Source organism: Paenibacillus sp. EB106-05-06-XG162 (assembly GCF_058791655.1).
On record NZ_JBYTDT010000011.1, the window covers coordinates 24,684 to 45,597 of the forward strand.

17 protein-coding genes are annotated in these 20,914 nt (G+C 47.1%); 14 read left to right on the plus strand and 3 right to left on the minus strand.

The features are described 5' to 3' along the window. Positions 1 to 10 precede the first annotated feature (10 nt). The 3 genes from AC3WU2_RS20845 (at position 11) to AC3WU2_RS20855 (ending at position 3,594) form a co-directional block, all read left to right on the plus strand. A complete protein-coding gene (locus AC3WU2_RS20845) occupies positions 11 to 1,000 on the plus strand; it encodes a helix-turn-helix transcriptional regulator (RefSeq protein WP_492456978.1) in 990 nt (329 codons plus the stop codon). Between the two features lie 189 nt (positions 1,001 to 1,189). Continuing rightward, positions 1,190 to 2,398: an MFS transporter gene (locus AC3WU2_RS20850; protein ID WP_492456979.1), complete on the plus strand. Its 1,209-nt coding sequence runs from the start codon at positions 1,190 to 1,192 to the stop codon at positions 2,396 to 2,398. Positions 2,399 to 2,607: 209 nt separating this feature from the next. Further along, positions 2,608 to 3,594 carry an S-layer homology domain-containing protein gene (locus AC3WU2_RS20855; RefSeq protein ID WP_492456980.1) on the plus strand — a complete coding sequence of 329 codons (987 nt, stop codon included), beginning with the start codon at positions 2,608 to 2,610 and terminating at the stop codon, positions 3,592 to 3,594. A 908-nt stretch (positions 3,595 to 4,502) separates the two neighbouring features. On the opposite strand, the gene AC3WU2_RS20860 is transcribed toward AC3WU2_RS20855, so the two are convergent. After that, complete coding sequence (locus tag AC3WU2_RS20860; protein WP_018757550.1) at positions 4,503 to 4,688, minus strand: hypothetical protein; 186 nt, start codon at positions 4,686 to 4,688, stop codon at positions 4,503 to 4,505. A 152-nt stretch (positions 4,689 to 4,840) separates the two neighbouring features. Between AC3WU2_RS20860 and AC3WU2_RS20865 the strand changes: the two genes are divergently transcribed. Further along, positions 4,841 to 5,740: a cation diffusion facilitator family transporter gene (locus AC3WU2_RS20865; RefSeq protein ID WP_018757551.1), complete on the plus strand. Its 900-nt coding sequence runs from the start codon at positions 4,841 to 4,843 to the stop codon at positions 5,738 to 5,740. A 149-nt stretch (positions 5,741 to 5,889) separates the two neighbouring features. Here AC3WU2_RS20865 and AC3WU2_RS20870 read toward each other — a convergent pair whose 3' ends face one another. After that, on the minus strand, positions 5,890 to 7,011 hold the full coding sequence (locus AC3WU2_RS20870; protein WP_492456981.1) for an MGDG synthase family glycosyltransferase: 1,122 nt from the start codon (positions 7,009 to 7,011) through the stop codon (positions 5,890 to 5,892). Between the two features lie 247 nt (positions 7,012 to 7,258). Between AC3WU2_RS20870 and AC3WU2_RS20875 the strand changes: the two genes are divergently transcribed. The 4 genes from AC3WU2_RS20875 (at position 7,259) to AC3WU2_RS20890 (ending at position 15,699) form a co-directional block, all read left to right on the plus strand. Then, a complete protein-coding gene (locus tag AC3WU2_RS20875) occupies positions 7,259 to 7,837 on the plus strand; it encodes a TetR/AcrR family transcriptional regulator (protein ID WP_492456982.1) in 579 nt (192 codons plus the stop codon). Between the two features lie 115 nt (positions 7,838 to 7,952). Beyond that, a complete protein-coding gene (locus AC3WU2_RS20880) occupies positions 7,953 to 9,950 on the plus strand; it encodes a YhgE/Pip family protein (protein ID WP_492456983.1) in 1,998 nt (665 codons plus the stop codon). A gap of 509 nt (positions 9,951 to 10,459) precedes the next feature. After that, positions 10,460 to 15,061 carry a glutamate synthase large subunit gene (gene gltB / locus AC3WU2_RS20885; RefSeq protein ID WP_492456984.1) on the plus strand — a complete coding sequence of 1,534 codons (4,602 nt, stop codon included), beginning with the start codon at positions 10,460 to 10,462 and terminating at the stop codon, positions 15,059 to 15,061. Between the two features lie 473 nt (positions 15,062 to 15,534). Beyond that, positions 15,535 to 15,699, plus strand: coding sequence for a hypothetical protein (locus tag AC3WU2_RS20890; protein WP_492456985.1), 165 nt, complete (start codon positions 15,535 to 15,537; stop codon positions 15,697 to 15,699). A 74-nt stretch (positions 15,700 to 15,773) separates the two neighbouring features. Here the strand turns inward: AC3WU2_RS20890 and AC3WU2_RS20895 are convergent, their stop codons facing one another. Beyond that, on the minus strand, positions 15,774 to 16,145 hold the full coding sequence (locus AC3WU2_RS20895; protein WP_314590530.1) for a helix-turn-helix domain-containing protein: 372 nt from the start codon (positions 16,143 to 16,145) through the stop codon (positions 15,774 to 15,776). Between the two features lie 210 nt (positions 16,146 to 16,355). Here AC3WU2_RS20895 and AC3WU2_RS20900 point away from each other — a divergent pair, with 210 nt between their 5' ends. The 6 genes from AC3WU2_RS20900 to AC3WU2_RS20925 all read left to right on the plus strand — a co-directional run bounded on the left by AC3WU2_RS20900 (position 16,356) and on the right by AC3WU2_RS20925 (position 20,906). After that, on the plus strand, positions 16,356 to 16,790 hold the full coding sequence (locus AC3WU2_RS20900; RefSeq protein ID WP_018757558.1) for a hypothetical protein: 435 nt from the start codon (positions 16,356 to 16,358) through the stop codon (positions 16,788 to 16,790). Between the two features lie 75 nt (positions 16,791 to 16,865). Continuing rightward, positions 16,866 to 17,630: a tyrosine-protein phosphatase gene (locus AC3WU2_RS20905; RefSeq protein ID WP_492456986.1), complete on the plus strand. Its 765-nt coding sequence runs from the start codon at positions 16,866 to 16,868 to the stop codon at positions 17,628 to 17,630. Between the two features lie 20 nt (positions 17,631 to 17,650). Beyond that, the gene (locus AC3WU2_RS20910; RefSeq protein ID WP_492456987.1) at positions 17,651 to 18,403 is read left to right on the plus strand and encodes a YveK family protein; all 753 of its coding nucleotides are present in this window, start codon (positions 17,651 to 17,653) and stop codon (positions 18,401 to 18,403) included. Further along, entirely contained in the window at positions 18,384 to 19,076 is a 693-nt protein-coding gene (locus AC3WU2_RS20915) for a CpsD/CapB family tyrosine-protein kinase (protein ID WP_492456988.1), read from the plus strand. The genes AC3WU2_RS20910 and AC3WU2_RS20915 overlap by 20 nt, the downstream gene beginning before the upstream one ends. A 247-nt stretch (positions 19,077 to 19,323) precedes the next feature. Continuing rightward, positions 19,324 to 20,220 (plus strand): UTP--glucose-1-phosphate uridylyltransferase GalU, encoded by an 897-nt coding sequence (galU, locus tag AC3WU2_RS20920; RefSeq protein WP_492456989.1) that lies wholly within the window; start codon positions 19,324 to 19,326, stop codon positions 20,218 to 20,220. Positions 20,221 to 20,234: 14 nt separating this feature from the next. Further along, positions 20,235 to 20,906, plus strand: a complete 672-nt coding sequence (locus AC3WU2_RS20925) for a sugar transferase (protein ID WP_492456990.1) — start codon at positions 20,235 to 20,237, stop codon at positions 20,904 to 20,906. The last annotated feature ends 8 nt before the right edge of the window (positions 20,907 to 20,914 follow it).

Sequence of the window (20,914 nt, forward strand, 5' to 3'; positions counted from 1 at the left end):
GTGCACTCCAATGAGCCATTCGCAAGTGATTGCTGATTTTCATCATACGTATAACAACTATGTGTCTCAACTCGGCCAAGTGCTCTGCACGGATGGTGGTATTGAGACGATGATCATACCCTCTGCTATAGGGGAGGGGCTCTTAGCTCGGATGAAGCTGCGTGACGGCATGGAGATGATTACGTCCAGCTATCGGCTAGCACAGGATAAGGTATTGGAATTTCGTTCCGCGGAACCAGCGATTGAGCTGACTTTCTGCTTGAAAGGTCGATATCATTGCGGTATTCAGGGGCGCGAAATCATCATGATGGAGCACGAATGTCGGATTTCGATCATCCAACAGGTGCATGCGGTGGTGGAGTTGGTGCGTGAGATCGATACCGAATTTCTGGAGCTGCGCATGGAGCTTTCCCTTATGAAACAGTATCTGGAGGGCGTTGGGCTGGGTCAGGGGTTCGATATTCAGCGCTGGATTGGGCAGCAAGGCTACCGGATGGTTCAACATCCGATGGATGCCCATGTGGATCGGCTTTTGCATGAAATTCGGCTTTGTGATTATCCGCAGCCGCTTCGCAAAATGGTGCTGGAGAGCAAGATGCTGGAGCTGTTCGCCTACTATCTGCGGCGGTATGTGATGGAATCGTCTGTGCAGGAATCTGATGTTTCTGTGCTCCGGCGTGACGATCGGGACCGTATTCTGCATGCCCGGGATGTGCTCCTCGCGCATATGGATCATCCGCCCTCTACGATTGAAATGGCTAGGATTGTTGGGTTGAATGATTACAAACTAAAGGCTGGTTTTAAGGAAGTATTCGGCACGACCTTGTTCGGTTATTTACGCAATCAACGATTGGAGCATGCGATGCAGCTATTGCAGCAGGGAGGAATGAATGTTGGAGAAGTTGCTTGTGCTGTAGGTTACTCCAATCCAAGTCACTTCACGGTTGCCTTTCGGAAGCGATATGGGGTGAATCCGGGTGAGATGATTGCACGAAAATAGAATTGTGATCGATGATGGAGGAGTTCTTCGATTGGCCGATGCCGAGCGAAGGGCTTTTTGGTATGCAGACTATCAGTCAGACTCCCTCTCGGGGGATAAAAAATCCATCCTGGGGGAGATCATCATTTCTCTAAATGATAATGTTTCTCACAGGGAGAGAAGAGATATCCATCAAGGAGGAATGAAAAGATGACAAGGTCTGTGAAAATGACGAAAATATTGATTTTTATATGCGCGTTTATCGCCTCGCTGGGGGTATCCATTATTATGCCGGTCCTATCACCGATTGTTCGGGAGCTGCATTTGACAGAGAGTCAGGCGGGCTTCATGGTGACTTTCGGAGCCATTGGGACGGCTTTAATGGGACCGATATGGGGAAGATTAAGTGATCGATTCGGCCGCAAAGCGATTATTTTAGTGGGACTAATCGGTTTGTGTGCAAGCTACGCGATTTACACGTATCAGATTCAACTGGGCTTAAGCGGAACGTTATCGGTTACGACGATATTTGTCTTGATTAGTATTGGGCGGTTCTTGGTGGGAGCTTTCATCCCTGCTGTACCGTCGGCTTCGCAAGCCTATATGGCAGATATTACGGAGGCAGGAGATCGATCCTCCGGCATGGCGATTATTAGTGCATCAAGCGGGATGGGGCTCGTATTCGGGCCGGCGCTTGGTGGGCTGCTTGTCCTGATCGGCTTGATCTGGCCGTTGTATGCGGGGACGATTCTGCCGCTGATTGCTTTTATTACGGTCTTCTTTATTTTGCCGCCATCGAAAGTGAGAATGGTCAAGAAACCGCAGCGGCTGATGCCTTGGCATCGAGGAGTACGCAAGTTCCTGACACTTGGTCTATTCGCACTTATCGCAATTGTGTCCATTCAGGTGAATACCGGCTTTTACTTCCAGGATCGCCTGGGGCTATCGGTTGCTTCAACGGCCAAAATGCTCGCGCTGGCATTGACCTTAACCGGTGTTGCGATGCTGATAACGCAGCTCATTTTGATGAGAAAACGGATATTTACCCCTTTGCAGATGATCTGGATCGGGGCTTTGATGACCGTGATTGGTTTCGTTATTTTGCTCGTCACGGAATCGCACTGGACCTATTATTTGGCGTTCTTCATCTTCGGCATCGGCAGTGGACTGCAATTGCCAGGCTATATGACGGGGGCGTCGCTAGCCGTCTCACAAGAGCAGCAAGGGGCTGTGGCTGGACTGACGCAATCCGTGAATGGTGTCTCGGCGATCATCGCTCCTGTCGTGAGCACACTTTTGTATCAGGTGAATCATCTGCTTCCATTTGCACTCTGTATCCTCTTGTTATGCGGTTCGATCTGGATCGCTTTGACGCCGGACTCGGCTCACAAATCAGAAACCTTCAGTCCTAGTGCTTAAGTCTCCTATTGATTCGACAGGATTAGTCTGATTCACCCAACTTTCGACTTTTGTGGCTATTATGCTTGACCGTCTGATTTTGAGGCAGGTAGAATGTGTTCGGTAGGCCTACTCCCATGCGGGATTGGGTGGAAGAACATGACAATGGAGGTCAAGGTATGAAAACGCTTTACAAAGTTTTTTCGGCTATCGTTTTAGGAGGATTGCTCTTGGCAGGTAATGCATCTGCGGCGAGCAGTGTTACTTTTAACGACATACAGAATCATTGGGCGAAGACGACGATTGAATGGGGCGTTGAGAAAGGAATCGTGAAGGGCTACGCGAATGGGATGTTCATGCCGAATCAGAACGTGACGGAGGCGGAATTCATTCGGATGCTCGTTGTGGGGATTACGGGCAAGGACTTGGAAGATAATTTCATTACTGACAACTGGTCAGACAAATATTATGATTTTCTTCATTTTAAGAACTATCCTGTGGATGGGTATGATAATCCGAAAAACCGGAATAGCTACGTCAATCGAGCGCATGTGGCAGAGCTCGTCTCGAGCAGCGATGGCGTGAATTTCTCAGGTGATCAAGCTATTCAATATGTACTGGGTAAAAAATATGCGAACGGCCGCATCAAAGGCGAGAATACCATCCAGGGCTTCATGGGTGGAGCGACGATTACACGCGCCGAAGTACTGCAATTGATTCGTAATCTGGTGGATCACGGCATGCAGGAGATGTATGATCGACCGCTCGAAGTGACGTCAGAGGCTCGATTACCGAAGCTGCCGACAGCATGGGATACGTACCGAGATGAGATGTATCTAGCGATTCGGAAAAAAGTATTCCCGAATTACACCGGATACCGGATGTACGATGACGGTGTGAACAAGATCATTCTGACGAAAACATTGCAGCAGAACCAGACGGATACGTCGGTTGCCGTTCAATTCGAACAGCAGCTGAAGGGCTTCAGCGGGGTATCTTTATCCAACTGTACGGATATTGTGCAGCGCAACATGATGCTCGATATTCTGAATTTGTACGGCTTTAAGGTTGATAATACTTTCTTCAAGAAGATCGAAGAGGCCGAGAAGAACAAGAAAGAGGTCTCCGTCACCGTTGGCGGCAAGACGCTCGTAATTGATCCACAGATTACAAGCCCAACCTCTTACGCGACGGTCTACTATAAGTGGTGGAACTAATCTATTGCTGAAAAAGGCTTACCCGAATTCGGATACGAATAAGGGTGAGCCTTTTTTTGCGTGAATAAGCTTCTGTTGCGCGTGGCATGACGGTTTTGCCGTGCCGCGTTGATTCGGTGCTCTTCATGCATCGCATTGAGTGATCAACGCACTTTCATCCATCCAACATCGTATTAAATGATCAACGCACTTTCATCCATCCAACATCGCATGTAAGATGCCCTCTGCGCGTCTATACTGGATTCCATCCAACATAGCGATGTAAAAAGGGCAGTACGCCTCATCTATACTGGATTCCTGCAGGATAGCATGCCCAATATAACCTCTACATTGCTCAAATCGACCGTAGTTCGTGCAAAAATCCACTGTAGCAGCTCAATCGCTGCATTTCGAGCCGAAGTTACTGCAAATATCCAACATAGCCGCGCGGTGAAGTAGTCGAGAGGCATTGCTAAACAAATCACATGGATGATGAGAGATAGAAGGTTGGTGAAAGATGGAGCAGGTGAAGGAGTACGGACTCCGGTCATCTTGTAAACAATGTAACCCGGACGTGACGGGGACGGAGCATCTGCACCAACCTCGCACGGTAGGCACAGCCGAGTACGCTCCCAGCAATATCGCTACTCCGTCGCGCAGCCGGGAGTGAACCCTGCTTTGCCCTCCCCCGACCGTGAAACGGTCGGTAAGCTGAATGAATTTGGTAGGCCAAAAGGGGAGCAGGGTATGTCCGATAGAGAGCGACAGCGTTCGCCTTTGAAAACGGGAAGTTACCTACACAAAATCCAATCATACCTTCCCGTTTTCAACAGCGACGATAGCGGACATACCCAGCCCCCTCCCCAGCCTGCTAAATTCATCACGCATCCCGCACAAAAAGAAAAAAGACCGTTTCCCGGTCTTTCCTCCTACGATCCGCCTGTACGACGTCTCTGATTATTTGGCTTTTTGTTATTTTGCGATACGAGCTTTTTCCCGCCGCCAGCACCATTAAATTGATTCTTCTGCTGGGATTGCTGTTCCTTTTTTTGGGCAAGCTTTTGTTTGATGGCATCAGCCAAGTTTATTTTTTTCGGTTCATTGGTTTCGGACATTTCGTTCCACCTGCCTTCAATATATCGAAGCGTGTGCTTCGGTACGATAGGGTTTTGTTACCTTTTCATTGTATACGTTTTTGAGGTCCGCTTCAAGGAGACAATGATAAAGAATGTATTCAAATTCGAATATTGATGAATAGATTAGAAAGGTGATTGGAGGTGTTGTTCTGGACGCATACTCAGATATAAAAAAAGGTGAGCGTGGCGCGTGGATTAGCATCATCTCATATTTGATCTTATCTACATTCAAGTTGATCAGCGGGGTGATCTTTGGTTCGAGCGCGCTGACTGCAGACGGTTTAAATAACTTAACGGATATCATTGCGTCGGTGGCGGTACTCGTTGGACTTCGAATTTCGCAGAAGCCGCCGGATCTAGACCATCCCTATGGTCATCTAAGGGCAGAGACTGTTGCAGCGCTGCTCGCTTCGTTCATTATGGCGACAGTCGGCATTCAGCTCTTTATCGAGACGATACGTAATTGGGTGGCAGGCGGAGGCTCGCAGGTGCCGAATATGAGCTCGGCGTGGGTAGCGCTGATCTCTGCGGTGTTCATGTATCTTGTCTATCGGTATAATCGTAAGCTCGCCATTCAGATTAATAACCAAGCGTTAATGGCTGCGGCCAAAGATTCTCGTTCCGACGTCTTCGTCAGTATTGGTGCGGCGATGGGAATAATTGGGGCACAGTTTGGGCTTCCATGGCTCGATCGGGTTGCTGCGCTGTTCGTGGCTGTATTGATCTGTAAAACCGCTTGGGATATTTTCACAGATGCGACACTGGTGTTGACGGATGGATTCGATGAGAAGCAGCTGTTAAATTTCCGTACGAGTGTTGCCCGAATTCCTGGTGTCGAGACGATCAAAGATATGAAAGCGCGGGTACATGGGAATAAAGTGCTCGTCGATGTTGTGGTTCAAGTGAATCCGGGATTGAACATTGCGGAAGGGCATCGAATTAGTGATGAAATCGAACGACGGATGATGAAGAAACACAATATTATGAATGTCCATGTTCATATGGAGCCTTACGAACACCACGGGGAATAACGACGAGAAACCTTAATTCTTTTCAGATAAGCTGGAAAGGGTTAAGGTTTTGTTGTTTATGGGGATCTAACCAATTCGATAGAATTATTGGGCAATGAAAAAAGGCCGTCCTGCAAGGTTTGTAAGACCTTGTTCGGATAGCCTTTTATTTATAAAAGATCAAGTACCGCTTGCGAGCAGTGAGAAGGATGGTCGAATGAGGATGCGGTCAACTGCTGTGTCAACTGAATACGGCGGCTTGTGACGGCCTCGTAATCATTTACAAGGAGCGAGAACCACCTATCCAGTGTATCGGTCGATGTGAGTATTTCAGCATGTCCATTTTGAACGAAATATTCGCAGTTCTCTTCTTCCTGCCCAGGAATGGGATCATAGAAGAGCATAGGGATTCGTTTGACAAGTCCTTCCGTACACGTCATTCCACCGGGCTTCGAGATCAGCAGATCGGAGACATCCATAATTTTGTGCACCTCGTGCGTATAACCGAGAATGTGGATGTTCGGATGTTGATAATTCTGATCGGCTTGCATCTTCTGAATCATTTTCTGGTTGCTGCCCATACAGAAGATGAACTGGATCTTATCTTTCCACTGAGCCATATAGGTAAGCAGCCCTTCATCGAATACGAGCCCCCATCCGCCGCCCATAACCATTACGGTCGGCACGGCTTGGAATCCGAACTCAGCACGAATTTCATCGCGATTATGCGGCTTCCAGAAGTTCGGATGTACCGGAATGCCGGTTACTTCGATCCGGCTCTGATGAATGCCTCGTGCGAGCAGCAACTCTCTAACTCTCGGTGTTGAGACGAGAAATTTATTCACTTCCGGATTGATCCATGTACCGTGGGCATCATAATCCGTAATGAGCGTAAATAATGGAATATCCAGCCCGAGGCGTTTGAGCCTTGAAATTACAATGTTCGGGAACGGATGTGTGCATACAATCATATCCGGTTTCAAATGACGAACCACACTCGCGGCTTGCGCGTAGAAAATTCGGTGCAGCGCGAGCTGGGTAATGCGGTTTAATGGTTTTTTATATTTATTACGGTATAGTTTACCGACTAATTCAGGCCTCGTACTCACAGTCTTCCTGTAGGCAGAGACGATTAAGGGACCTACCGTAGGATTTAGGAATTTACCGAGTTCTATAACCCGCGTATGCACTTGGGGGGACAGTTGCTTAAGGCCGACAGCTAAGGCATAAGCAGCTTGGGTATGACCCGTTCCGAATGCTTCGGATAAGAGAAGGACCCGTTTCTTTCGCATGTTTTCACCTACTTCTTATACTCCATTGTAACGAAGGATTGCTGTATTGGATAGACCATTCAATGTAAAATATCCATAAATATATAAATATGTAAGAGAAAGAATGAATGAAAAAAGAATTTGTTTTGCTTGCAATTGGTAAAAAGGCATGGTAAAGTAATGAATGACCAATTGACCAATTTCGAATTCCGGTCAGTCCGTTCTCGGCTCCATTATATTATACACGAAAGAAAGGAGTGTTTGTACGTTGATCATTGATCGAAGGAAACAAGTAGTTCTAGCAGCATCCAAATCATTTGCGCTGTTCGGGTACAAAGCGACGACAATGGATCAGATTGCGAAAATTGCGAACGTTGGAAAAGGGACGATCTATACTTTTTTCGCAAATAAAGAAGAATTGTTCGATGAGATCTTGCAGCAGGTTATTCAAGAGATGAAACATATCGTTGAAGGTGAAATTCAGGAAGATAAGCCGTTCTTCGATAATCTGTATCGTGTTCTAGATCGATTGCTGGATTATCGCAGTCATCATGAGTTGATCATTCAGTTGTCTCATGAAGTACGGGATTTCGGGACCCAGAAGGCGAACGAAGGCTTAAGCAAGATTGAATCGATGATTCTTCATTATATAGAACAAGATATTCGCCTGGGCATATCGAAGAAAGAATTGCGAGAATGCGATCCAGCGGTTACCTCCTTTGTCATGTTGAAGCTGTATGTGGCTTTGACAGCCGATTGGAGAAAAACGCAAGAACCGCTCGAAAAGGAAGCCATCAAAGAGTATTTTCGGTTGTATTTTATAGAAGGATTGTCGCCTAAAGCGTAGGTTGTAAGAGCGTCATGAATCGATGACGTTTTTATTTTCACCAAGATTGACTAAATGACAATAGTGGTCATTCAGTATAATCTTATTATATAAAAGATAGAGGAGAGAAAGAAATATGAAAGGTTTGTCGGTGTTGTCTAAAGAGATTTCCACGATCGTGAGAAGTCCAAAAGTTTTAATTCCTGTTATTGCGATTTTGTTCATTCCATTACTGTATAGCGGGATCTTCCTCGGAACGTTCTGGGATCCTTACGCGAAGTTGAACGAGCTCCCTGTTGCAGTCGTTAACGCAGATAAGGGTGCGAATTATGAAGGAAAATCACTTGATGTCGGTTCGGATGTCGTGAAGAAATTGAAAGAAAATCCGTCCTTTGAGTGGCATTTCGTCGATGAAGCGGAAGCGGAAGATGGACTTCGAAACAACCGCTATTATCTGACGGTAAAGCTTCCTGAAGATTTCTCGAAGAAAGCAACGACGCTCATGGAAGATCAGCCGCAGCAAGCAGAAATTACTGTCGAGGCTAATGAAGGACATAACTTCTTAGCGGCTCAAATTGGTGGTTCGGGGATGCAGACCCTTAAGTCGGAAGTATCTGCAGAAGTGACGAAATCTTATACAGAGTCCGTGTTCGAACAGTTGACGGAAGTTTCAGAAGGATTTACGACAGCTGGCGACGGTGCAACGAAGTTAACGAACGGCGTCAATGATGCGGAATCTGGCGCGAATCTACTTAAGAAAAATTTAGGCTTGCTCGTCTCGGGAACAAGTCAATTGAAGACAGGTGTAGATAAGCTCCATAGTGGAGCTCAAGCTGTAGATCAAGGTGCAAAAGGACTTCAAAAGGGTGCGTCGCAGCTATCAGGCGGTCTTGCACAATTGAACGGAGCACAACAACAGCTGCTGCAAGGGGCGAATAAGGCCAAAGCAGGTACAGATCAATTGGCACAAGGCTTGAACGCTTCGGTGGACGGCAGTGCAAAATTGTCGAGCGGCGCGGAGCAGCTCTCGAAAGGTCTGGAACAATACATTCAAGCGACGAAGGGTGAACAGAACCCTGCGTTGCAGCAGCTATTAGCAGCGAGCCAAGCGCTTGCGAAAGGAACAGCGGATCTGCATGAAGGCCAAGTCAAGCTAAGCCAAGGGGCTACACAGCTCGAAGCAGGGCAAGCACAACTGCAAGGCGGCATGACGCAATTTGGTACGAAGTTGTCTGAAGCGGCTGCAGGTGGTAAGGCACTCGCTGCTGGGACAGAGAAGCTCGCAGCAGGAACATCGCAGCTCCCTGGAGGAATTAAACAAGTTGGCGATGCAGTTGTTAAATTATCCAGCGGTTCAACGCAATTGAATGACGGTGCTGGGAAATTAACAGAAGGACTTGTGAAGTTGAAAGACGGTTCTAGTGAACTGGCAACGAAATTGAATGAAGCAGCAGACAAAACATCGGGTATTCAAGGTACAGACCAACGTGTAGATATGTTCGCGTCACCAGTAACGCTCGTTGAGAAGAGCATTAATAAAGTGCCGAACTATGGTACTGGATTTGCGCCTTACTTCCTATCGCTAGGATTATTCGTTGGCGCATTGATCTCTACCATTGTTATTCCACTGCGTGAAAGCCCAGTTGCGAATGCGTCAGGCTGGGGGCGTTTCGTAAGTAAAACATTTATTTTGATTGGTATAGGTGTGCTTCAAGCGTTATTCGCAGATGCTATTCTTCTGTACGGATTAGGATTAGAAGTGGAAAGTGTGTCTTTATTCGTGATATTCAGTATTATCACGAGCTTAACGTATATGTTCATTGTTCAAGGTCTTGTTACAACGCTGGGAAACCCTGGACGATTCGCTGCGATTGTGATCTTGATTCTACAATTGACAACTTGCGGCGGTACGTTCCCTGTGGAATTGACACCGAAGTTCTATCAAGTACTAGGCGCTTGGCTGCCAATGACGTACTCTGTAAATGGGTTTAAAGCGATTATTTCGATGGGCGATCATGCCATGATGTGGAATAATGCAGGGATCTTATCCATTTTCGCGATCATTTTCTTGATCTTGACATTCGTATTCTTCCAAGCTGTGTATGGTAATAAAAAGGAAAATGCATTAGTATAATCGTATAGAATGTGAGAAATGCTCTAGAATGCACAGTTATGCGCTTCTGGAGCATTTTTTCTATCATTTTACCATGTACATTTTTGCACAAACTTTAGATTTTTTTGCCGAAAATAGTATAAACTTTCTTATCACGACCATAAAAAGAATTAAATTGTGTTGACCTTTTTGCGGGTGATACAATGATTGAACAATATTGAGACTGTATACGTTTTTTATACTTTAAATCATGTTCAAAAATCAGATTTTCAGCACCTATGAGTTTTCGGAGAAAACTTGCATCGTAAGCCTAAGCTTAGGTTGGGAGAACCTGAAGGAGGAGGAACGGAGTTTAGGCAAAACCTAAATGAGTACCTGAAATGTTTCAGAAGGAAACATACTCCGTAAGCGTAAGCTCTTCGAAGGTGAACGCAAGATTCGATGTCGAATCCGCTACTTGAAGCTCTTCGTGATCAAAAGATGACTTTTTGAACAACCTCAATTACTCTTTGAAAGGTTGCGATGCTACGATGATACAGAACGGTAATGGCCTGCCCCCAAAACAGGGATTATACGATCCGCAATATGAAAAAGATGCCTGTGGTATGGGGTTCGTTGCGCACATCAAAGGTCAGAAGTCGCACGAAATTGTACGACAAGCGCTAACCGTCTTGGTGAACATGGAGCACCGTGGCGGTCAAGGAAGTGAACCAAATACTGGCGATGGCGCAGGGATCATGATTCAAATCCCGCATCGTTTCTTAGCTCGAGAAATGGGCGCGATGGGTGTAACGCTTCCTGAAGCGGGACTATATGGCGTAGGGATGCTGTTCATGTCGCAAGACGCAGCGTTACGGGAGAAGCATGAAGCGATTCTTGCGACGATCGTACAAGAGGAAGGACAGCAGCTGTTAGGTTATAGAACGGTTCCAACGAACGATGAGAAGTTAGGGAAATCGGCAAAGGCAGTTAAACCTTATGTGCGTCAAGTGATAATCGGACGTTCCGAGGCGCTTGATGCAGTGGATGATCTTGCATTTGAACGGAAATTGTATGTGATTCGTAAACGTGCTGAACAAGCGATCCGTTATGCGGGTGGCGAAGGTGCGGATACATTCTATATTTCAAGCTTCTCCTGCCGTAAGGTTGTCTATAAAGGGATGCTTACAACAGAGCAAGTCGGAGATTTCTATGTGGATCTACAGGATTCGGCGTTGGAGTCAGCGATTGCGCTGATTCACTCAAGGTTCAGTACGAACACATTCCCGAGTTGGGAGCGGGCGCATCCTTACCGTTATTTGATTCATAACGGGGAGATCAACACGCTTCGCGGGAACGTGAACTGGATGCATGCGCGTCAGACGCTGGTTGCATCGGATATGTTCGGTGAAGATACAGCGAAGATTATGCCTATCATTAATCAGGACGGTTCGGATACGGCGATGTTCGATAATACGCTAGAGTTCTTATATTTGGCGGGGCGCCCCCTGACTCATGTTGCGATGATGATGGTGCCGGAGCCATGGTCGAATCATGAGAGTATGGACCCTGCGAAACGTGCATTCTATCAATATCACAGCTCGTTAATGGAGCCGTGGGATGGTCCTGCAGCAATGGCCTTTACGGATGGTGTTCAGATCGGTGCGATTCTTGATCGGAACGGGCTTCGCCCGGCACGTTATGTCGTCACCAAAGATGATATGATCGTGCTTGCGTCGGAGGCAGGCGTACTGGAGCTAGATCAAGAACAAATTCTCTATAAGGAACGTCTGCGTCCAGGTCGGATGTTGCTCGTGGATACGGCGCAAGGCCGCATTATCTCGGATGAGGAAGTCAAAGCACAAATCGCTGCCGAGCACCCGTATCAGGAATGGCTAGATGAGCATTTGGTGGCCCTTGAGGATTTGCCGGATGCGAAGGAAATGCCTGAACCGGACCGTGTAGCCGTTCACCGCCGTCAGCTTGCCTTCGGATATAGCTATGAAGAGCTGCGCAAAGTGCTAGAACCGATGGCGACAACTGGTCAGGAAGCAATCGGTTCCATGGGATACGATGCACCGCTGGCCGTGTTATCGGATCGTCCACAACGATTGTATAACTATTTCAAGCAAATGTTCGCGCAAGTGACGAACCCGCCGATCGATGCGATCCGTGAAGAAATCGTCACCGCGACAGGAACGACAATCGGACCAGAACGCAATCTGCTTAACCCAGAGCCGGAGAGCTGCCGCCAGATCCATCTGAGCACCCCGGTGTTATCGAATGAAGAGTTCGCCAAGCTGCGTCATCTGCATCGTCCAGGCTTTAAGTCGATTACGATTCCGATGTTTTTCCTGGCGAATGAAGGCAGTAATGGACTGCGCGATGCGCTCCAAGTGATGTGTGAAGCGGCGGATCGTGTCATTGCCAAAGGTCACAATATCATTATTCTGTCCGACCGTGGGATTGATGCGGAGAATGCTGCAATTCCGGCATTACTCGCCGTATCGACGCTCCATCATCACTTAATTCGCCAAGGAACAAGAACGAAAGTCAGCATCCTGCTCGAATCCGGCGAACCGCGTGAAGTACATCATTTTGCCCTGTTATTAGGTTATGGTGTCAGTGCGGTGAATCCGTATCTAGCGTTCGAGACGCTCGATGATATGATCCGTCAAGGATTGCTACGCGGTGTAACGCATGAGAAAGCCGTGAAGAACTTCATCAAGGCCGCGACGAAGGGTGTCGTGAAGATTCTATCCAAAATGGGCATCTCGACGATTCAATCGTACCGTGGAGCGCAAATTTTCGAAGCTGTTGGCCTCAAAGAGCAGTTCGTGGACGAATATTTCACATGGACGCCTTCTCGGATTGGCGGCATTGGTCTCGAGGAAATTACAGAAGAAGCGCTTGCGCCGCATCGCCGTGCCTTTGAGGAAGGAACAGCGAATGATCTAACGCTCGATTCGGGCGGTGAGTATCAATGGCGTAAAGACGGTGAAGACCACTTATTTAGCCCACAGACGATTCATACGCTGCAGCATGCGTGCCGCACGAATGATTACAAATTATATAAAAAATTCTCGAACCTTGTGCAGGGTGAGAACAAGAAGCATCTAACGCTTCGTTCGCTGCTAGACTTCAAGTATGCAGGGACGCCTGTATCGATGGATGAAGTTGAGTCCATTGAGTCGATCATGAGCCGCTTCAAGACGGGGGCGATGTCCTTCGGTTCGATCAGTAAGGAAGCGCATGAGAGTCTTGCGATTGCGATGAACCGTATTGGCGGGAAGAGCAATACAGGTGAAGGCGGCGAAGACCCAGCACGATTCATTCCGGATGCGAATGGGGATTCAAGACGTAGTGCGATCAAACAGGTCGCTTCTGGCCGATTTGGTGTAACATCGAATTACCTCGTGAATGCCGATGAGATTCAGATCAAGATGGCGCAAGGCGCGAAGCCGGGTGAAGGCGGTCAGCTGCCAGGACGTAAAGTTTACCCTTGGGTTGCTGAAGTTCGTGGTTCAACGCCAGGCGTAGGTCTGATCTCGCCGCCGCCACATCATGATATCTATTCGATTGAAGATTTGGCTGAATTGATCTATGACCTGAAAAACGCCAATCCACGTGCTCGCATCAATGTGAAGCTCGTCTCCGAAGTTGGGGTAGGTACTATTGCGGCAGGTGTTGCTAAAGGACGTGCAGACGTCATTCTCGTGAGTGGCTATGATGGCGGAACTGGAGCTTCGCCACAGGGATCGATCCGCCATGCGGGGATGCCTTGGGAGTTAGGACTTGCAGAGACGCACCAGACGCTCATGATTAATAACCTCCGGGATCGCGTCGTAGTCGAGACGGACGGGAAGATGATGAACGGACGCGATGTGGCGATTGCCGCATTGCTAGGTGCTGAGGAATATGGCTTCTCAACATCGCCGTTAATCGTCCTTGGTTGTATCATGATGCGTGTCTGCCAATTGGATACGTGCCCTGTAGGGGTTGCGACACAAAATCCAGAGCTGCGTAAGAACTTCACAGGGGACCCTGAGCATGTGGCGAATTACATGCGGTTCATTGCTCAGGAATTTCGTGAGATTATGGCTGAGCTCGGATTCCGTACCGTGAATGAAATGGTTGGACGTACGGAGTATCTGGATTCGAAGCAAGCGGTTATGCATTGGAAATCCAAAGGCGTCGATCTCTCATCGATGTTATATCAACCGGAAATGGCTGAGGACAGCGAACGTTATTGCGTACAGTCGCAGAATCATGGTCTAGAGCTGACGCTAGATATGAAGAAGCTGGTTCCGCTTGCGGAGCAGGCGCTTGTATCGGGTACGCCGGTTGAAGCGACGCTTCCGATCACGAACGTGGATCGAGCAGCGGGTACGATTCTTGGCAGCGAAGTGACGCGTCGTTATGGTGCGGCAGGCTTGCCGGAAGATACGATCTGTTTCAACTTTGTAGGTACGGCAGGCCAGAGTCTTGGGGCCTTCATTCCGAAGGGGATGACCTTAGTCGTGGAGGGTGACTCCAATGACTATGTTGGTAAAGGATTGTCAGGCGGTAAGTTGATCGTCAGACCGTCTGCGAAGGCGACATTCAAGGCAGAAGAGAACGTCATTATCGGAAATACGGCTTTCTACGGGGCGACATCCGGTAAGGCTTACATTAACGGGATTGCTGGGGAACGATTTGCTGTTCGGAATTCCGGCGCACATGTTGTCGTTGAAGGTGTCGGTGATCATGGATGCGAATATATGACGGGTGGTCGTGTTGTTGTTCTTGGTGCTACAGGACGTAACTTCGCAGCCGGGATGTCCGGCGGGGTTTCGTATGTACTCGATACGGATCAGTCCTTCGTGAACCGTGTGAACCTGGAGATGGTCTTGCTCGAACGTGTTGAGGATACGGAAGAAGTGAAGGAATTACGTACGATGATCGAAGAGCATGTTCGTTACACGGGCAGTGAGCTTGGTCAACGGCTCCTCTCTAATTGGGATGCAACGCTTCCGAAATTCGTACGGATCATTCCGAAGGATTATAAGAAAATGCTTGAATACATCGCGAAGGCTGAAGCGAAAGGCCTTGAGGGCGAGAGCGCATTAATGTCGGCTTTCGAGACCAGTATGCGTGAAGTTGTGAAGGTGTAGTCGAGATAGAGAAACCTCAATCCGTTTTGAACGGGTTGAGGTTTTTTGTGTTGTTTTCATAAGTTGAAGTAGACGCGGAGTAGGATCAGAAAAGAGAATGGGTATGGGGTGGAAAAGCGAAGCGTTCGCCTTTGAAATCGTGTCCAAAACCGCTATAACATCCATTCAAGTGGACACGATTTCAACAGCGATTGGAGCCCCATACCCATCCCTCCACATGCTCAAACGTATGGGTTTCGTATAGAATTGAGTCGTTCTAACAGCTTCTATAGGAACACTTTAACACTTTAAACTAAACCTAAATGGATTCGACAAAAAAAGAATGAAAAACCTGTTCATCCCTTCCAGATAACGACAACATCCTGTGATCGCTTCCCTTATAATAAGGCTTGTGCTTCATTAGGAAGTCCAAAATGATGCCAGATGATGATACGTGATACATAGAAATATATTAAAAAGCGAGGGTACATAGTATGAGCGAAGAGCAAGCTTTTGAAACCGTATTGGTTCACAAGGAAGCGGATGCACCGGTTAAGATTGAGATCGATGTCATTAAGATGCTGCATCAGCTCGGAATTGAGGAAGAACGGTGGCCCTTGGAGATCACTCAGAAGCGTGTGCTGCTAGATCCCTCTTAACAAACGAACAATCCTCAGTCAAATGAATGGCGAGAGATTTCATTCACTTGATTGAGGATTGTTATGTTTTCTTCTTATGATTTCATCATACGTTCGGCGCGAACAAATGCGATGAAGCGACGGGCTTCATCATCCGTTAATTGTTGTCCATCGATAGTTAGATTAAATCGTTCTAAGAGTTCCGAATCGGAGAGCTCTAATTGCTCCGTAAAGTGTTCGATTTCAGGATCTAGAACATGCTGTGAGGTATTCGTTCTACCGATGAGGTAGTCGATGGAGACCTGGAATAGATCGGCTAGCTGTGTCAACGTCTCAAAATCTGGCTTTCTGCGGTTCTTCTCATAGTGTGACAGTGCTGCTCGGCTGATGCCGATCATCGTTGCCAACTCCTCTTGCGTCCACCCTTTTTGCTCCCGCAGTTCTGAGATTCGATTCCCGTTTTTCATATGTTTTCCTCCCCAAGGATGCTATGCAATCTAAAATCGACAACGATAAAAAACGCTTGACATGTTACAAATTGTATCGTAAATTAATAGTGTCATCCATGATACAAATTGTATCGTAAAGCGATGTTTTGAAACAACAAGTAGCATTATTCCCTTTTTTAAGCTAGGTTAATCCTGCTCATTCCCATGAATAAAAGAAGGAAACGGTGTATGCAACATAAACAAAAACCTATTGGAAGAAAGAATATCAGACTTCGGCTCATCCCACCTCTGATCGGCCAATTGTGTATTGAAGCCGTAAATGGCGAGCCTGTGAAGAGCAATGCACATCCCGTGCTTATCGTCCACATGAGTCCTTCAGGATTGCGAATTTGCTCGCACCTCAAGTTCCCTGTAGAGTCCCACTATGAATTACGAATTGAAATGCGAATACTTCAGGTTCATTTGGAACTGAGGGGCGCTGTTGAGTGGAGGACTGAAGAAGAGAACTTGTACGAATACGGCGTTACGCTGCTTCAGACTGAGGCTGAGAGGCTCCTCTTAAGTAAATTACTCCATGACTATCTAAGATCAATCATTCCTGAGCAAGAGCGAATTCATCAATTATATAGCACATTGTTACGAAGTGTGTCATCGGATCACTAGAATATCATTTTACTATATTTCTGACAGCTGTGCATTAGTGAAATAGTCGCAAAAATAGGGAATCAGGTGAGAGGTATGATCGATACGCATTGTCACATTTTGCCGAATTGTGATGATGGACCGAAGACATCAGAGGGTTCACTTCGCATGGCACAAGCTGCTGTCAAGCAAGGGATACATACGATTATTGCAACCCCCCATCATGCGACCCAAAAATACAGTAATGCGTCTTCCAAAATCAAACGGGCCGTACGTCTCTTGAACGCCAAGCTGAAAAAGCAAGGGATTCCGTTGACGGTTCTGCCGGGGCAAGAGTTCCGCCTCACCGAGAATTATCGCACAGACTACCGCAAAGGCCGCATACAGACGTTGGCAGGCACCTCTTATTTACTCGTTGAATTGCCATCCAGACTTGTTCCAGATTACTTCATGGAATTCCTCGCTTATATGAATCGACATCATATTCACGTCATTATTGCACACCCAGAAAGAAATTACGAGATTATTAAACAGCCCGCGATGTTACAGAATTGGCTGGAGCATGGCGTATTGTTGCAGGTTACGACACAGTCGCTTGTTGGCTATTTTGGCCAGAAAATACAGGATACGGCGAAATGGATCTGTAAGCGGCAATGGGCTCATTTTATCGCATCGGATGCACATGATCCTGTACGTCGGAAATTCTATATGCGAGAAGGAAGCAAAATCGTTGTGGAATGTTCAAGCGTGACCTATCTATCACAGTTGCGATCCAATGCGACTCGCCTGATTCGGGGGGAGGAGATCATTACAGCGAATGTCAATGCTCTGACTGAGCAGCAGCACATGGATGAAATCTAGCCAAGGTGGAGGGATGAATCATGGAACTGAAATTATTGATACGCATGTTATGGAAAAGGGTATGGTTTCTGCTATTGACGGTCGTTATCTGTACGGCGGCAGCGGGCGTATACAGTATTTATTGGATGAAGTCAGTCTATGAGGCATCCAGTACGCTGATTGTGAATAAATCCAATCTGGATGCAGAAGGCAAACCGTCCCTCGATATCAATGAGATTAATTCGAACATTATGTTGATTAATTCCTATAAAGAGATTTTAAGCTCCGGCAAAATTATGGATCAGGTCGTAATGCAGCATCCAGAACTTCAGGTGACTGCACAGGACTTAAGAGATCGCATGAAAGTGATTACGACACAAAACTCACAGATTATTACCCTTCAACTACGTGACACCTCTTATGTGCAAGCGATGAATATCGTGAATGCAGTCTCTCAGGTGTTCAAAGAAGAGATCCCCAAGATTATGAAAATTGACAACATCTCCATTCTCGATACAGCACGCCCTCAGACAGACCCTGCACCCGTGAGTCCGCTTATTAAATTGAATATGGCCATCGCCTTTGTCGCTTCCTTGTTGATCGCGGTGGGCATTGTCCTTCTCATTGAATACTTAGACGATACAATCAAAACCGACTATGATGTCGAGCGTTACCTGGAGATGCCTACATTAGGGACGATCGGACGAATGAGCAAACGCGATCTCCGAACGAGGGTGCGATCCAAAGGGAAAAATAAAGTGGGGGAGCAGCAATATGCGACGATCAGCCAATGAATCGAAATTAATCATGGACATTAATCGAAGATCACCTATAGCTGAAGCCTATCGTGGTCTCCGTACCAATATTCAATTTTCTAGCTGGAAGCATGAACTGCAAGTGATGGCAGTCACTTCGACACTGGCAGGCGAAGGTAAGACCACGACGATTAGTAATCTGGCTGTTGCATATGCGCATGAGGGGAAAAAGGTGCTTCTCGTCGACGGGGATTTAAGACACCCTTCACTGCATGCCATGTTCAACATCACGAACAAAATGGGGCTGTCAAACATATTAGCGAATCAATGTCCATATCATGAAACGGTGCGCCTGACATCGATTGAGAATTTATCGATCATCCCTTCAGGGGCGATTCCCCCCAATCCGGCAGAATTGTTGTCATCTGGTAAGTTCAACGAGCTGATTGAGCAACTGAAAGAAGAATATGATCTGATTCTCATTGATACGGCACCTGTAATGGCAGTGGCTGACGGACTAGTCATCTCTGCTGTAAGTGACGGTGTTATTCTCGTCGTGATGGCGGGAAAAGCGAAGCGAGAGCATATTCTGAAGGTCAAAGAGAAGCTTATGCATGTTCAAGCGCATCTCCTGGGTGTTGTTCTAAATAATAAGAAATTCCATAAATCTGAGGCGAATCCTTATTACTATTACGGTCTGCAAGAACAATGAGTTACCGCCTAAGGTCATGCCTACTGCACCTCTATCACGGTAGGCACTCGGTCATGCTGTGGGTACAAAAGTACCTTAGACGTTCATCGTCGATGGTGTGGTGTGAGGCCGGGTTGAATGCCCGTTATCATACTTCGTGATGGAAGTATGAGTTATGGGGTTACGGACCCTATAGCTCATGTGTCGATCTGCGAGTTCGTAGGTGGTTGATACGTATGAAGATCATTGGTAGGTGGAGGATACGCAAATGAGCAGAGTGAGAAAAGCGATTATTCCAGCAGCAGGGCTCGGGACGAGATTTTTGCCTGCGACGAAAGCAATGCCCAAGGAAATGCTTCCGATCGTCGATAAGCCAACGATTCAGTACATCGTTGAGGAAGCCATCGCTTCGGGCATCGAAGACATTATTATTGTGACAGGCAAGGGAAAACGGGCGATTGAAGATCACTTCGATTACGCGTACGAGCTCGAGAATAATTTGCTTGAAAAAGGGAAGCTGGATTTGCTCGAACAGGTACAGCGATCATCGAAGGTGGAGATTCATTATATCCGGCAGAAAGAAGCCAAAGGATTAGGCCATGCCGTATGGTGTGCCCGTAATTTCATCGGTAACGAACCTTTCGCTGTACTGCTTGGAGACGATATTGTTCGATCGGAGAATCCATGTATCGGACAATTGATGGATCAGTATGAGATGTATGGACGATCAGTACTAGGGGTGGGCCCTGTTCCATCGGATCAGACGCATCGTTATGGCATTATTGATCCCTTGCATGTGCTGGATGCGAGCGGGCGTACCTATTCCATTCAGAGGGTTGTGGAGAAGCCGGCGGCTGGCGAGGCGCCATCGAATCTGGCGATTATGGGCAGGTATATTTTAACGCCGGAGATTTTTAATTTTCTGGAACGCCAAGAGGTTGGGTATGGAGGGGAGATTCAACTGACGGACGCGATTGGGCAGCTGAATTTGCTTCAGGGTACGATTGCCTATGAGTTCATCGGGGATCGATTTGATGTTGGTGAGAAGCTGGGCTTTATCGTAACAACGGTCGATTTTGCATTACGTGAGCAGGATCTCAGACTGGATTTGCTAAAGGAATTGGATCGGATTTTGCAGGCTGAGAAGCAAGGACGAGTACAATGAGAGGTGTGAAGGTCGTGAGTTTGCCGCAACGGCAGGGGGATCTCGAAGTTCAATTTCAAGTACATAAGCAGGCTAATAATCAGTTATTTATCATGATGAAGCGGGCCATGGATGTGATTTTGTCTTGTACCGCATGTATTGTTATTTCGCCGCTACTGCTCCTTCTCTGGATTCTGATTAAGGTCGAAGAGCCGGGAGCGCCCGGTATCTATAGGCAGATTCGGATCGGCAAGGATGGGAAGTCCTTTGAGATGTATAAGTTCCGATCCATGGTCAGGGATGCGGAAGCGAAGCAGCAGGATCTGCTGCACAAGAATGAAATTCAGGGTGCGATGTTCAAGATGAAAAATGATCCACGGGTGACCCCGATTGGGCGCATTATTCGTCGAACGAGTCTCGATGAACTACCCCAATTATTCAATGTTATACGAGGGGAAATGAGTTTGGTTGGCCCTCGTCCACCGCTTCCGCGTGAAGTCAATGAATACACATCATATGATTTGCAGCGTTTAACCGTCATCCCTGGATGTACGGGTCTTTGGCAGGTTAGCGGCCGGAATCAGCTCGGGTTCAAAGAGATGGTAGAACTGGATCTTCAATATATTCGTAAACAATCCATCCGCTTTGATCTCTTGATTCTCCTCAAAACCGTAAGAGTATTGGTTGGAACGAAAGATGCTTTCTAAAATTTGTA